We start from the raw sequence: 13,763 nt of genomic DNA on the forward strand, positions 1-13,763 counted from the left end.
GTCAGGTGGCGCTTCGCTTACCTGACCTACAAACCCAAACTTCGTAGGCCGGGTAAGGCGAAGCCGCCACCCGGCTTTTTTTATTCCGGCGTACCTGAGTAGATATCAAACCGGTGCCCTTTGGTGGACACCGCATTGGTCGTGGCGACATCCGCCAGCGGCGGCGCATAGTCCGGGCGCTTCACCACCACCCGCTTCGTTGCAAGCTGACGGGCAGGCTCCAGCAGGCCATCTGCATCTAAATCCGGCCCCACCAGCGACTGAAACACCCGCATCTCTTTCTTCACCAGCGCGCTTTTCTGCTTATGCGGGAACATCGGGTCAAGATAAACCACCTGCGGACGCGGCGTAATATCCGTCAGCGCCGTCAGACTGGAGGCGTGAATCAGCTGCAAACGCGCCTGCAGCCACGAGCCGATTTCCGGGTCCGCATAGCCTCGCGCCAGCCCGTCATCGAGCAGCGCAGCGACCACCGGATTACGTTCCAGCATCCGCACGTGACAGCCGACAGAGGCCAGCACAAAGGCATCACGCCCTAACCCCGCCGTGGCATCGACCACGTCCGGAAGATAGCTCCCTTTGATGCCGACCGCTTTAGCCACCGCCTCGCCGCGACCGCCGCCGAACTTGCGCCGGTGCGCCATCGCACCGCCGACAAAGTCGACAAAAATCCCGCCGAGCTTCGGTTCATCGCGCTTGCGTAACTCCAGGTGTTCCGACGTCATCACCAGCGCCATCAGGTTTTCTTCATCGTGCTCCAGCCCCCATCGGGCCGCCAGAACAGATAAGGCGCCGTCTCCGGCGCCCGTTTCATCTACTAAGCAGATCTTCACGTAACAATCAGCCTTTAATCCCGTAATGCTCAAGCATCGCATCCAGCTGCGGCTCGCGTCCGCGGAAGCGTTTGAACAGCACCATTGGCTCTTCAGAACCACCGCGGGTCAGGATGTTGTCGAGGAACGACTGGCCGGTTTCGCGGTTGAAGATCCCCTCCTCTTCGAAGCGAGAGAAGGCATCTGCCGCCAGCACGTCGGCCCACAGGTAGCTGTAGTAACCCGCTGCGTAACCGCCAGCAAAGATGTGGCTGAAGGCATGCGGGAAGCGGCCCCAGGCTGGCCCAGGAATAACGGCAACCTGCTTTTTGATTTCCGCCAGGGTGTCGAGGATTTTCGCCCCCTGCTCCGGGCTGAACTCGGCGTGCAGGCGGAAATCGAACAGGCCGAACTCCAGCTGACGTAGGATGAACATCGCCGCCTGATAGTTTTTCGCCGCCAGCATTTTATCCAGCAGCTCCTTCGGCAGCGGTTCGCCGGTCTCATAGTGGCCGGAGATAAACGCCAGCGCGTCCGGCTCCCAGCACCAGTTTTCCATAAACTGGCTTGGTAGCTCGACCGCATCCCAAGGCACGCCGCTGATACCGGCTACGCCTGCGGTTTCGATGCGGGTCAGCATGTGGTGCAGACCGTGACCGAACTCGTGGAACAGGGTAATCACTTCATCGTGGGTGAAGAGCGCGGGCTTGCCGCTCACCGGACGGTTGAAGTTACAGGTCAGGTAAGCGACGGGCTTCTGCAGGGAGCCGTCGGCTTTACGCATCTGGCCCACGCAGTCGTCCATCCACGCCCCGCCGCGCTTGTTCTCACGCGCGTACAGGTCAAGGTAGAAGCTGCCGCGCAGTTCGTTTTTCTCGTCATAGAGTTCGAAGAAGCGCACGTCCGGATGCCAGACGTCGATATCGGTACGCTCTTTCGCGGTGATGCCATAGATGCGTTTCACCACTTCGAACAGGCCGTTAACGGCTTTGTTTTCCGGGAAGTACGGGCGCAGCTGCTCGTCGCTGATGCTGTAGAGGTGCTGTTTCTGTTTTTCGCTGTAGTAAGCGATGTCCCATGGCTGCAGCTCGTCCACGCCGAACTCCGCTTTCGCAAAGGCGCGCAGCTGGGCCAGCTCTTTCTCACCCTGAGGACGGGCGCGTTTCGCCAGATCGGTCAGGAAGTCGAGTACCTGCTGCGGGTTCTCGGCCATTTTAGTGGCGAGGGATTTATCGGCGTAGCTGTCGAAGCCCAGCAGCTGTGCCAGCTCGTGGCGCAACGCGAGGATTTCCGCCATCACCGGGCTGTTGTCCCATTTACCGGCATTCGGCCCCTGATCGGAGGCGCGGGTGCTGTAGGCGCGGTACATCTCTTCACGCAATGCCTGGTTGTCGCAGTAGGTCATCACCGGCAGATAGCTTGGGATATCCAGCGTTAACAGGAAACCGTCCTGCTCTTTCGCTTCGGCCTGGGCTTTTGCCGCCGCCAGCGCGCTTTCCGGCATACCCGCCAGCTCCGCTTCGTCGGTAATCAGCTTCGTCCAGCCCATGGTGGCGTCGAGCACGTTGTTGCTGTACTGGTTGCCCAGCTCGGACAGACGCGCGGCGATTTCACCGTAGCGAACCTGCTTCTCTTTTGGCAGACCGATACCGGACAGCTCAAAGTCACGCAGCGCGTTATCGACCGATTTTTTCTGCGCCGTGTTCAGTTCGGCATAGTGGTCGCCGTCGCGCAGGTCGCGGTAGGCTTTGTAGAGTCCTTCGTGCTGGCCGACCCAGGTGCTGTACTCAGAGAGCAGCGGCAGGGTTTGTTCGTAGGCTTCGCGCAGTTCCGGGCTGTTTTTGACCGAGTTCAGGTGGCTCACCGGGGAGAAGATACGCCCCAGCACGTCGTCCACTTCGGAAAGCTTCTGACACAGATTTTCCCACGTGTACGGCGCGCCCTGCGCAACCACGTTTTCTACCGCCGCGCGGCAGTTGTCCAGCGATTGCGTAACGGCTGGAACCACATGCTCAGGGAGGATTTTAGAAAACGGCGGCAACGAAAAAGGCGTCAGTAATGGATTGGTCATAAACGCTGTCCTGTTGAAATAGGTGAATGAAGCGCGCATCCGGCGCTGGGCATATTGTTTTCAGTAATGGGGTTAAGTGTAGAGGATTTCAATGGCCGCGCTTACCGTGCCTGCGGGTAATCTGTGCCGTTCTGCTGTAAACTGTGGCAAATCGTCAATTCAGCGGAATATCATTACCCATGCTCAGTTATCGCCACAGCTTCCACGCTGGCAACCACGCCGACGTCCTTAAACACACCGTTCAGAGCCTGATCATTGAAGCGCTCAAAGAGAAAGAGAAGCCGTTTCTCTATCTCGACACCCATGCGGGTGCGGGCCGTTATCAGCTGAGCGGCGAGCATGCCGAGCGTACCGGTGAATACCTTGAGGGCATCGCTCGCATCTGGCAGCAGGACGATCTGCCTGCCGAGCTGGAGCCGTACATCGGTGTGGTGAATCACTTCAACCGCAACGGCCAGCTGCGCTACTACCCTGGCTCCCCGCTGATTGCCCGCCAGCTGCTGCGCGAGCAGGACAGCATCCAGTTAACCGAGCTGCACCCGAGCGACTTCCCGCTGCTGCGTTCTGAATTCCAGAAAGATAATCGCGCCCGCGTGGAAAAAGCCGACGGCTACCAGCAGCTGAAAGCCAAGCTGCCGCCGGTTTCCCGTCGCGGCCTGGTGCTGATCGACCCACCTTACGAAATTAAAACCGACTATCAGGCGGTGGTGACCGGCATCCACGACGGCTACAAACGCTTCGCTACCGGCACCTATGCCCTGTGGTACCCGGTGGTGCTGCGCGCGCAAATCAAGCGCATGATCAAAGACCTGGAAGCGACCGATATCCGCAAAATCCTGCAGATTGAGCTGGCGGTACGCCCGGACAGCGATCAGCGTGGCATGACCGCTTCTGGCACGATTGTGATCAACCCGCCGTGGAAGCTCGAAGCGCAGATGAACAACGTGCTGCCGTGGCTGCACAAAACGCTGGTGCCAGCGGGTACGGGCCACGCCACCGTCAGTTGGATCGTACCGGAGTAATCGCAGCCATCGGTGGAAACTATTGATTTCAGGTATACAATCGCGGCAATTCACGATTAAGGACAAAAGCTATGACTAAGCATTATGACTACATCGCAATCGGCGGCGGCAGCGGCGGCATCGCCTCGATCAACCGTGCGGCCATGTACGGCCAGAAGTGTGCGCTGATTGAAGCCAAAGCGCTGGGCGGCACCTGCGTGAACGTGGGTTGTGTACCGAAAAAAGTGATGTGGCATGCGGCGCAGATCCGTGAAGCTATCCATATGTACGGTCCGGATTATGGCTTTGACACTACCATCAATAACTTCGACTGGGACAAGCTGATCGCCAGCCGTACCGCCTATATCGACCGTATTCACACCTCGTACGACAACGTGTTGGGCAAGAATAACGTCGACGTGATCCACGGTTTCGCCCGCTTTGTTGACGCGAAAACGATCGAAGTGAACGGTGAGACGATCACTGCCGATCACATCCTGATCGCCACCGGCGGCCGTCCGAGCCACCCGAATATTCCAGGTGCAGAATACGGTATCGACTCCGACGGTTTCTTCGAACTGCCTGCCCTGCCTAAACGCGTTGCCATCGTGGGCGCGGGTTACATCGCGGTGGAACTGGCTGGCGTGATTAACGGGCTGGGCGCTGAGGCGCACCTGTTCGTGCGTAAACACGCGCCGCTGCGCAGCTTTGACCCGCTGATTGTCGATACCCTGGTTGACCTACTGAACGCCGAAGGCCCAACCCTGCACACCAACGCCGTGCCAAAAGCGGTGGTGAAAAACGCCGACGGCAGCCTGACGCTTGAGCTGGAAGATGGCCGCAGCCAGACCGTCGACTGCCTGATCTGGGCGATTGGCCGTGAACCGGCGACCGATAACTTCAACCTGGCCGTAACGGGCGCGAAAACCAACGATAAAGGCTACATCGTCGTTGATAAGTTCCAGAACACCAGCGTGCCGGGCATTTACGCGGTCGGTGATAACACTGGTGCGGTTGAGCTGACGCCGGTGGCCGTTGCGGCAGGTCGTCGTCTCTCCGAGCGCCTGTTTAACAACAAACCGGACGAGCATCTGGATTACAACCTTATCCCAACCGTGGTCTTCAGCCACCCGCCAATCGGCACCGTCGGCTTAACCGAGCCGCAGGCGCGCGAACAGTATGGCGACGACCAGGTGAAAGTGTATAAATCGGCGTTTACGGCGATGTACACCGCCGTCACCTCTCACCGTCAGCCGTGCCGCATGAAGCTGGTGTGTGTAGGCCCGGAAGAGAAGATTGTCGGTATCCACGGCATCGGCTTCGGTATGGACGAGATCCTGCAGGGCTTTGCGGTGGCGCTGAAGATGGGCGCAACGAAGAAAGATTTCGATAACACCGTGGCGATCCACCCGACGGCGGCGGAAGAGTTTGTGACCATGCGTTAATCCTGATGCCCCTCTCCTGAGGGGCATTTTTTTAACATTCATAAATCGTTGCAAAACGAATGCTCCGAAAAGAGTGATCTACCGCACATATCCCTACCCTTCTACCGAAGCGAGTGTCTACGCTTATAGGACGCCCGGAAAAACCTGTCTTTAAGAACACACAACCGGAGGTCCTTATCACCATGTTCAACCAGAAGATACAGGCTACCGAGAACATCGAATTCGGGATCGAAGAAGAGCTGCGCTACGAGACCGATCCCTGCGAGTTGAAACTGGATGAGATGATTGAGGCGGAGCCGGAACCGGAAATGATCGAGGGGCTGCCGGCCTCCGACGCCCTGACGCCTGCTGACCGCTACCTTGAACTGTTCGAACACGTGCAGTCATCAAGGCTGTTTGCGGACAGCAAAACCTTCCCCGACTGCGCCCCGAAGATGGATCCGCTGGATATCCTGATCCGCTACCGCAAAGTGCGTCGCCATCGTGATTTTGACCTGGCACGCTTTGTGGAGAACCACTTCTGGATGCCGGAAACCTACGGGACGGAATACGTTTCCGACCCCGGTCTTTCTCTGAAAGAGCACATTGATAACCTGTGGCCCGTGCTGACGCGCGAACCGCAGGATCATATTCCCTGGTCGTCCCTGCTGGCGCTGCCGCAGGCGTATATCGTCCCCGGCGGACGATTCAGCGAGACGTACTACTGGGATTCGTACTTCTCCATGCTGGGGCTGGCGGAGAGTGGCCGTAACGATCTGCTGAAATGTATGGCGGATAACTTTGCGTGGCTGATTGAACGCTACGGCCATATCCCGAACGGCAACCGTACCTACTATCTCAGCCGCTCCCAGCCGCCCGTATTTGCCCTGATGGTGGAGCTGTTCGAGGAGGACGGGGTGCGCGGCGCGAAGCGTTATCTTGAACACCTGAAGATGGAGCACGCCTTCTGGATGGATGGGGCCGAGTCGCTGCTGCTTAACCAGGCCTACCGCAGCGCGGTGCGTATGCCGGATGGCTCACTGCTTAACCGTTACTGGGATGACCGCGACACGCCGCGCGACGAGTCGTGGATCGAGGACGTGGAGACGGCGCGCCACTCTGGCCGTCCGCCGAATGAGGTTTACCGCGATTTACGCGCCGGGGCGGCGTCTGGCTGGGATTACTCCTCCCGCTGGCTGCGCGAGCCGGGCAGGCTTGCCAGCATTCGCACCACGCAGTTTATCCCTATCGATTTGAATGCCTTCCTGTTCAAGCTGGAAAGCGCGATCGCCAATATCTCGGCGTCGAAAGGAGATAAAGAGACGGCCGACCTGTTCCGCCAGAAAGCCAGCGATCGCCGGGCCGCGGTGAACCGCTATCTATGGGATGAAGAGAATGGCTGCTATCGGGATTACGACTGGCGCCGCGAAGTCATGGCCCTCTTCTCCGCGGCGAGCATCGTGCCGCTGTATGTCGGGATGGCGACTCATGAGCAGGCTGAACGCGTGTCTGATGCGGTGAAAGCGCGGCTGCTGACGCCGGGCGGGATTCTGGCGACCGAGTACGAAACCGGCGAGCAGTGGGATAAACCCAACGGCTGGGCACCGCTGCAGTGGATGGCGATTCAGGGGTTCAAGCAGTATGGCAACGACTCGCTGGGCGACGAGATCGCCTGGAGCTGGCTGCACACGGTGAAGCACTTCTACAAGACGCACCACAAGCTGATTGAGAAGTACCACATCGCCAGCAGCACGCCGCGTGAAGGTGGGGGTGGGGAGTACCCGCTTCAGGACGGCTTCGGCTGGACGAACGGCGTAGTGCGGCGGCTGATTGGGCTGTATGGGGAGCCTTGAGTGGGGTGCGGGGACTGCGCAGTGCGGTCTTTCCCCCTCGCCCCTCTGGGGAGAGGGCTGGGGTGAGGGGAAAAATTTAGCGAATCACCTCATAAATGGCGGTCTGAATAGACTGCCATTTTTTCGTTTCAGAACCCGGCTGTGCCTGCGCACGGCGCTTCGCCATATCCGCGTCGTGCTGCTGGCGCTTCACAACAGCGGGTACGGTGCAAAACGCTTTTAAATAGTCTTTACGCGTTGACGTCAGAGACTCACCGTTCGCCATCGCGTGGCTAAGCGTGTTGATAAAACGGCGGCACGGCTTCTCTTCCACCATGTTTTGCCGATAGCGCAGCATCAGTTCAAGCACGTCGTCATGGTCTGATGACATCGCCTCTTCCGTCCAGGACAGCTTCCAGTCCATGCCCCCCTGCAAGAAAAGCAGCGCCACGCGAGTGTCATTGCGGTTGATGGCTGAACGGAAATTATTCTCGTCCCAGGTAACGCCCATGCGCGTCAGCGTCTCACGCGAGGAAGGCGTTTCACGCATCTCCTCTACTGGAGGCGTGGCTGCGGCATTCGCCGCAACGTGCTGCGGTTTGCCGCTGGTCACAAGCCAGACGCCCCCGGCAATAATCGCGATAACCATGACGCCAACCGCGCCCCACAGCACGCCGGAAATGAGCTGCTCGCGCTGCTCAGGCGTTCGCGGCGCGCGCTGGGTGGGCTTTTCAATGGTGTCACGCACCTCGAACAGATCGCCACCCGTGACCCGGTCCATTTTCTGCGCCTTTTCCCAGAATGCATGCAGTTCGCTGGCATCCACGGCCAGTAATCCCGCCGGATTGACGCGCGTTCTTCCCTCTTCAAACGCGCGCTGAACGGGTCGGGTGACTTGCGTATAGTAGCGATCGAGCAGCAGGATTTGCGCGGAACTTAATGCCCGCTGCACGGTAATGCTGTTGCGGATTTGTCGGATGTCATCAAGGAAAGTTTGCAGGGTGATGCGCGGCTCCACCAGCAGCGTCAGCATGGCAGGATCGCTAAACAGTGACGCGTAGTAACGGCTAAATTCTTTTTTATCCACCAGCAGCTGCGCCAGCTCGCTAAACATCATGCCGCTCAACACATCGTTAATGTCGCCCAGCTTCAGCCAGCGACGAACGCGATCGGCATTAAACAGGGTCTTGAGATGGTTATTGAGCCGTACCTGATCGGGCCACGCCTGCTGGATCAGCCCCTTCATCATCAATTCGATCGCACGCACCTGCTTATGCGCCTGCTGCTGTTGGATTTCGCTACCGTGCGCCAGCTCAGTGTTGTAAGTCAGAAGAGGCTGCTGGAGACGAAGATGCTCCAGAGTCGTCACAAACCGCATCGCCGCAATCAGCTGATTTTCAGTGACATCCTGCCCGCTTTCATACTGAGGCACGCGCTGCTGCAGCAGGCGCAGCTGTAGCGTAAATGTCGACATTTCAGCGTCGTTCAGGTTGAGTTGCTTCGCAACAGCAGTCCATCCCCCCAGACCTAAGCGGGCACTGTCCAGCTGTTCCAGAAACCAGCGTGGATCTTTTCCTTCAGAAGCATGTACATTCAGCAGGAGCAGAATTTCGACTGACGCCTGACGAATAACCGCAAGACAGTGTTCAAACTGTTCGCGAATGGGGTGTGATGTGCTGAGAGTCATTGTATTCCTTCAGAGACAATGAAAACGCCTGGGCCAGGCATGAAACAGCCTTTTTTTCTTTTATTTATACGACGTTAAACATACCTGACTTTCTGTTGAAATAAAGTGACAACCTTATAATCATTTAAAATGTTTCAGGAGAATCTGAATGCCCGTATTAACGACCGCGCGTCTCACCTGCTCACCGCTGCACGAGCAGGACTGGCCATTTTTTCTCGCGCTACAGCACGATCCCAACGTAATGCGCTTTGTGGCGGAAAACCGCCCTCTGGCAGAGATCCGCGCAGCGTTCGATTCTCGTCTCGTCCCATGGTCGCCGGGCAGCGCGCACTGGCTTTGCCTCACCGTGCGTGATACGGCCTCGCAGGCTCCGCTGGGCGTCACGGGTTACATTCATCGGGAAGAAGATTGTGCCGAAGTCGGATTCCTTTTCGCACCTGCGGCACACGGGAAAGGTTACGGCTTCGAATCGCTGCGGGCGCTTTGCGATTATGCCTTTCTTCAGGGCGGTATTCGTCGGCTTACCGCCACCGTCACGGCGGGAAATATCGCGTCAAAGCGTGTACTGGAAAAAACAGGTTTTCAACAGGAAGGCGAACTGCGCGAGAATTATTACCTTGGCGGTCAGTGGCAAAATGACTGGCTATTTGGCTTATTGAAGCATGAATACCTGAATAATAATCCCTGAGCAATAGCCATTTGGCGGATATTTCTCCCGCGTCGTTTCCTCTACAGTGTTGCCATTAAGAGGAAACGAATATGCCAGGTTCTACGCTAAAGATATCGTCTGCTGCGATTGCGTTAATTAAAAAAAATCAGGGGCTTTCCCTGGAGAAATATCGTGACATAAACGGAATATGGGTTATCGGATATGGTCACGTCATCCACCCGCGGGAAGATTTTCGCCGTCTTATCACCCCCATCGAGGCAGAATATTTGCTCCACGGCGATTTGCAATTATGCGAGGCGCTGCTGCGGGAAAATGTGACGTTCTCCTTAACCCAACAGCAGCATGACGCGCTGATATTAATGATATTCAGCTTCGGTGAAATACCGACACGGGTAAAAGCATGGCTTCAGGCCGTTGAGCGGGTGTAGTACATGGCCGCCTGCGTTCTGTTTTTGACATCCAGCCGACGGAAAAGCGCTTCCAGATGGGCTTTTACCGTTGCCGCGCTGATATTCAGGCTGCGGCTAATTTCCTTATTTGACTCCCCGGCAGCCAGGCGTTTCAACACTTCACGCTGACGCTCGCTTAGCGTTAATAATGCCTCCTGCGAAGCCTGCTGCCTGAGCCACTCCCCGGGAAAACAGATCATCCCTCTGGACACGGAATCCAGCACGGCGGCGAATCGTTCCGGGTTCGCATTGCGGGGAATAATCGCCATCACGTTTCGCTGCATCATCTGCTCGCCCCATCTGGTCTCTTTTCTCGCCAGAACCATCACCACGCGGAGTGCCGGGAAGCGATGTATGATTTCCCCCAGGAAAGCGATGCCCTCTTTCTGAATTAAATCCCCGTCAATCATCACGATAGCGGCGGGTGCCGCGGACAACTGCGCCCATAATTCATCAGCCTGACTGGTCCCCGTCATATCTATTTCCGGAATTAACTTTTGCAGACTGTGTATCGCTCCATGAATAAATATCGACTGCCTGTCAAACATGATTACTCGCATCGTTTTTCTCCCTCTGAGAATAGCGAGGGGGGATTCTACAGAGGCATTATTTGAGAAAAAACTCAATGAATGGAGAGGTTACAAATCCACCCGTTTTCTTTATATCTACCCGTATCTGGACACATTTGTCTTAAGGATTTCCTTAAGAGGTTCCCTCCCCTTAAGCGTGCGGCTTAGAGGAACATACCGCCTGACACTTCAATACGTTGCGCGTTCATCCAGCCCAGTTTGTCGCTAAGCAGGGCGGCAATGGCATTGCCAATGTCGTCCGGCAGGCCCACGCGACCCAGCGCCGTCTGCGACGCCAGCAGTTGATTAAGCTCGGCGTTGTCACGCACGCGTCCGCCGCCAAAGTCGGTTTCAATCGCGCCGGGGGCGATAATGTTGACGGCGATCCCGCGAGCGCCCAGCTCTTTCGCCTGATAGCGGGTCAGCACTTCCATCGCCCCTTTCATCGCCGCATAGGTACCCGAGCCCGGCTGGGTGAAACGGGCCAGACCACTGGAGACGTTCAGAATACGCCCACCGTCCTTTATCAGAGGCAGCAGGGTCTGAGTCAGGAAGAACGGTCCTTTAAAGTGGATGTTCATGGCGTCATCAAACTGGGCTTCCGTCGTCTCGGTATAGGGTGCATATAAACCCGTGCCCGCGTTGTTTAATAAATAATCAAAGGTGTCACGTTGCCAGACCGTCTTCAGGCTTTCCTGCACTTTTTTAGCAAAGTCACCGAAAGTGGCGATTTCGCCGACGTTAAGCTGTAATGCCACCGCCTTAACCCCTTTTTTCTCAATTTCACGCACGACGTTCTGCGCTTCCCGCTCGCTGCTGTTATAAGTCAGGATGATCCCCGTCCCTTCTGCCGCCAGCTTCAAAACCGCGTTTTTACCCAGGCCACGGCTACCACCTGTCACTAATGCAATACGTTCACTCATGAGAAACCTCGTTTCGGCTGTTATGGAGATTGAGAAAGAGCTTATTAGGTGATAGAAAATCAATAAAGACAGTGGATAACGCTTCACTGTTTCATTAATAACAACAATGAGCGCCGCCTATGGATAAAATTCACGCAATGCAATTGTTCATCCGTGTCGCAGAACTGGAGAGTTTTTCCCGCGCGGCGGAGACGCTGAGCCTGCCAAAAGGCAGCGTTTCGCGGCAAATCCAGGCGCTGGAAAACCAGCTGGGCACCCAGCTCTTGCACCGTACCACCCGTCGCGTCAGCCTGACGCAGGATGGGATGGTCTATTACGAACGCACAAAAGATCTGCTGGCAAACCTCGACGAACTGGACAGCATGTTCCTTCATGACCCTTCCAGCATCAGCGGGCGTTTGCGTGTCGATATGCCCGTTGGCGTTGCACGAAATTTAGTCATCCCCAAACTGCCCGCCTTTCTGCAACAGTATCCCGGCATCGAACTCGAACTCAGCAGCAGCGACCGTCTGGTGGACGTGATTCGCGAGGGGTTTGACTGCGTGGTGCGCGTGGGCACGCTGAAGGATTCAGGGCTGATAGCCCGACCGCTGGGCAAGCTGTCCGTCATCAACTGCGCCAGTCCGGCGTATCTGACGCGCTTCGGCTATCCTGAGACGCTGGAGGATTTGGCTTCACATGCGGTGATCCACTATGCCGCCACGTTGGGCACACGCCCGCAGGGCTTCGAGTTTTATAACGGCAGCACGACGCAGTGGGTCAAGACGGGCGGTGTATTAACGGTCAACAGCACGGAGACCTACCAGGCTGCCTGCCTTGCGGGGTTAGGCATTATTCAGGTTCCGCGGGTTGGAGTACGTGATTTACTGCGCACGAAGAAACTGGTTGAGATCCTCCCGCAATACCGGGCGGAACCGATGCCCGTTTCGCTGATTTATCCTCACCGCCGTAACCTCTCCCGCCGGGTACATCTGTTTATGGAGTGGCTAACTGAACTCACGAAAGCTTACGTGGACTAGTCGCAAGCTATAATTCAAAAACACATCCAGCTCAACGAAAAGGAAAATGCGCGTGACGCCGGAAAACAATCCGCAACGACCGACTCAACATTTAGAGTATGAACCCATCAAAAAGATGGAAACCGAGCCTGAAGCGCCCGCAACGCCTGGGACAGCCAGCAAAGCACTGGGTACGGTTACCAGCATGGCAGAAAAGATCCAGCAGCTTCCCATGATTGCACACCTGATACGTGCCGCAGAACGGTTTAACGACCGCATGGGCAATCAGTTTGGGGCGGCCATTACTTACTTTTCTTTCTTATCGATGATCCCGATCCTGATGGTGTCGTTTGCTGCCGCCGGTTTTGTGCTGGCGTCACACCCGACGCTGCTGCAGGACATTTTCAATAAGATCCTGATTAACGTCAGCGACCCAACGCTCGCCTCCACGCTGAAAAGCACCATCAATACCGCCGTACAGCAGCGTACTACCGTCGGTATCGTCGGTTTACTGATTGCCCTCTATTCCGGCATTAACTGGATGGGCAACCTGCGTGAAGCCATTCGTGCCCAGTCGCGCGACGTGTGGGAGCGCACGCCGCAGGATCAGGAGAAGATTTGGGTTAAGTATTTTCGTGATTTTGTCTCGCTGATTGGTCTGCTCGTGGCGCTGATCGTGACGCTTTCCATCACTTCCGTTGCAGGCTCGGCGCAGCAGATGATCATCTCCGCGCTCTATCTCGATTACATCGAATGGCTGAAGCCCGCATGGCGCGGGATTGGCCTGGCCATCTCCATCTTTGCCAACTACCTGCTGTTCTTCTGGATCTTCTGGCGCCTGCCGCGCCATCGTCCGCGTAAGAAAGCGCTCATTCGCGGGACGCTCATTGCGGCGATTGGCTTTGAGGTGATCAAAATCGTAATGACCTACACCCTGCCGTCGCTGGTGAAATCCCCGTCCGGCGCGGCGTTTGGCTCCGTACTGGGGCTGATGGCGTTCTTCTACTTCTTCGCTCGCCTGACGTTGTTCTGCGCGGCGTGGATCGCCACTGCCGAGTATAAAGATGACCCGCGTATGCCGGGAAAAACCCACCGCTAAGCCCCCTGTCGGGCTGATATTTCAGCCCGACCAATCATTTCAGCATATAAATCCAGACCGTAACTTTTATTTAACCAAAAACCAGTTTTAATCACTAATATTTGAAAAGTGTGAAGCATTTCATGGAAGGTATTTCGCTGGTCTGAAAATTATCCGCTTTTTGTTGCTTTTATCACCACCTCGCGACTTTGTAACAGATTGAAATGTCGCTTTTGCTATGCGTAATAT

At 56.4% G+C, this 13,763-nt stretch carries 12 protein-coding genes; 7 read left to right on the forward strand and 5 right to left on the reverse strand.

All coding sequences use genetic code 11. The annotated features are described in order from the left end of the window. Positions 1-80 precede the first annotated feature (80 nt). Positions 81-833, reverse strand: coding sequence for a 16S rRNA (guanine(1516)-N(2))-methyltransferase RsmJ (gene rsmJ / locus ENTMO_RS0100135; RefSeq protein ID WP_010426002.1), 753 nt, complete (start codon positions 831-833; stop codon positions 81-83). Positions 834-840: 7 nt separating this feature from the next. Further along, the gene (prlC, locus tag ENTMO_RS0100140; protein WP_010426003.1) at positions 841-2,883 is read right to left on the reverse strand and encodes an oligopeptidase A; all 2,043 of its coding nucleotides are present in this window, start codon (positions 2,881-2,883) and stop codon (positions 841-843) included. A gap of 179 nt (positions 2,884-3,062) precedes the next feature. On the opposite strand from prlC, the gene ENTMO_RS0100145 reads away from it, so the two are divergent. The 3 genes from ENTMO_RS0100145 (at position 3,063) to ENTMO_RS0100155 (ending at position 7,161) form a co-directional block, all read left to right on the forward strand. Then, positions 3,063-3,905: a 23S rRNA (adenine(2030)-N(6))-methyltransferase RlmJ gene (locus tag ENTMO_RS0100145; protein ID WP_010426005.1), complete on the forward strand. Its 843-nt coding sequence runs from the start codon at positions 3,063-3,065 to the stop codon at positions 3,903-3,905. 71 nt (positions 3,906-3,976) lie between these two features. Beyond that, positions 3,977-5,329, forward strand: coding sequence for a glutathione-disulfide reductase (gene gorA / locus ENTMO_RS0100150; RefSeq protein WP_010426007.1), 1,353 nt, complete (start codon positions 3,977-3,979; stop codon positions 5,327-5,329). Positions 5,330-5,511: 182 nt separating this feature from the next. After that, positions 5,512-7,161, forward strand: a complete 1,650-nt coding sequence (locus ENTMO_RS0100155; protein ID WP_010426009.1) for an alpha,alpha-trehalase — start codon at positions 5,512-5,514, stop codon at positions 7,159-7,161. A gap of 76 nt (positions 7,162-7,237) precedes the next feature. Here the strand turns inward: ENTMO_RS0100155 and ENTMO_RS0100160 are convergent, their stop codons facing one another. Beyond that, positions 7,238-8,827, reverse strand: a complete 1,590-nt coding sequence (locus ENTMO_RS0100160) for an STY4199 family HEPN domain-containing protein (protein ID WP_010426011.1) — start codon at positions 8,825-8,827, stop codon at positions 7,238-7,240. A 148-nt stretch (positions 8,828-8,975) separates the two neighbouring features. Here ENTMO_RS0100160 and ENTMO_RS0100165 point away from each other — a divergent pair, with 148 nt between their 5' ends. Next, the gene (locus ENTMO_RS0100165) at positions 8,976-9,515 is read left to right on the forward strand and encodes a GNAT family N-acetyltransferase (RefSeq protein WP_010426013.1); all 540 of its coding nucleotides are present in this window, start codon (positions 8,976-8,978) and stop codon (positions 9,513-9,515) included. A gap of 71 nt (positions 9,516-9,586) precedes the next feature. Continuing rightward, positions 9,587-9,925, forward strand: coding sequence for a lysozyme (locus ENTMO_RS0100170; protein WP_010426015.1), 339 nt, complete (start codon positions 9,587-9,589; stop codon positions 9,923-9,925). On the opposite strand, the gene ENTMO_RS0100175 is transcribed toward ENTMO_RS0100170, so the two are convergent. Together ENTMO_RS0100175 and ENTMO_RS0100180 are read right to left on the reverse strand one after the other, a co-directional pair. After that, a complete protein-coding gene (locus ENTMO_RS0100175) occupies positions 9,904-10,506 on the reverse strand; it encodes a helix-turn-helix transcriptional regulator (RefSeq protein WP_010426017.1) in 603 nt (200 codons plus the stop codon). The two genes, ENTMO_RS0100170 and ENTMO_RS0100175, sit on opposite strands and share 22 nt — an antisense overlap. A gap of 173 nt (positions 10,507-10,679) precedes the next feature. Then, entirely contained in the window at positions 10,680-11,438 is a 759-nt protein-coding gene (locus ENTMO_RS0100180) for an SDR family NAD(P)-dependent oxidoreductase (protein WP_010426020.1), read from the reverse strand. A gap of 119 nt (positions 11,439-11,557) precedes the next feature. On the opposite strand from ENTMO_RS0100180, the gene ENTMO_RS0100185 reads away from it, so the two are divergent. Further along, complete coding sequence (locus ENTMO_RS0100185; RefSeq protein WP_010426022.1) at positions 11,558-12,457, forward strand: LysR family transcriptional regulator; 900 nt, start codon at positions 11,558-11,560, stop codon at positions 12,455-12,457. Positions 12,458-12,509: 52 nt separating this feature from the next. Continuing rightward, on the forward strand, positions 12,510-13,535 hold the full coding sequence (gene yhjD, locus ENTMO_RS0100190; RefSeq protein ID WP_010426024.1) for an inner membrane protein YhjD: 1,026 nt from the start codon (positions 12,510-12,512) through the stop codon (positions 13,533-13,535). The last annotated feature ends 228 nt before the right edge of the window (positions 13,536-13,763 follow it).

It is taken from the genome of Enterobacter mori LMG 25706, assembly GCF_000211415.1.
GTDB classification, from domain to species: domain Bacteria; phylum Pseudomonadota; class Gammaproteobacteria; order Enterobacterales; family Enterobacteriaceae; genus Enterobacter; species Enterobacter mori.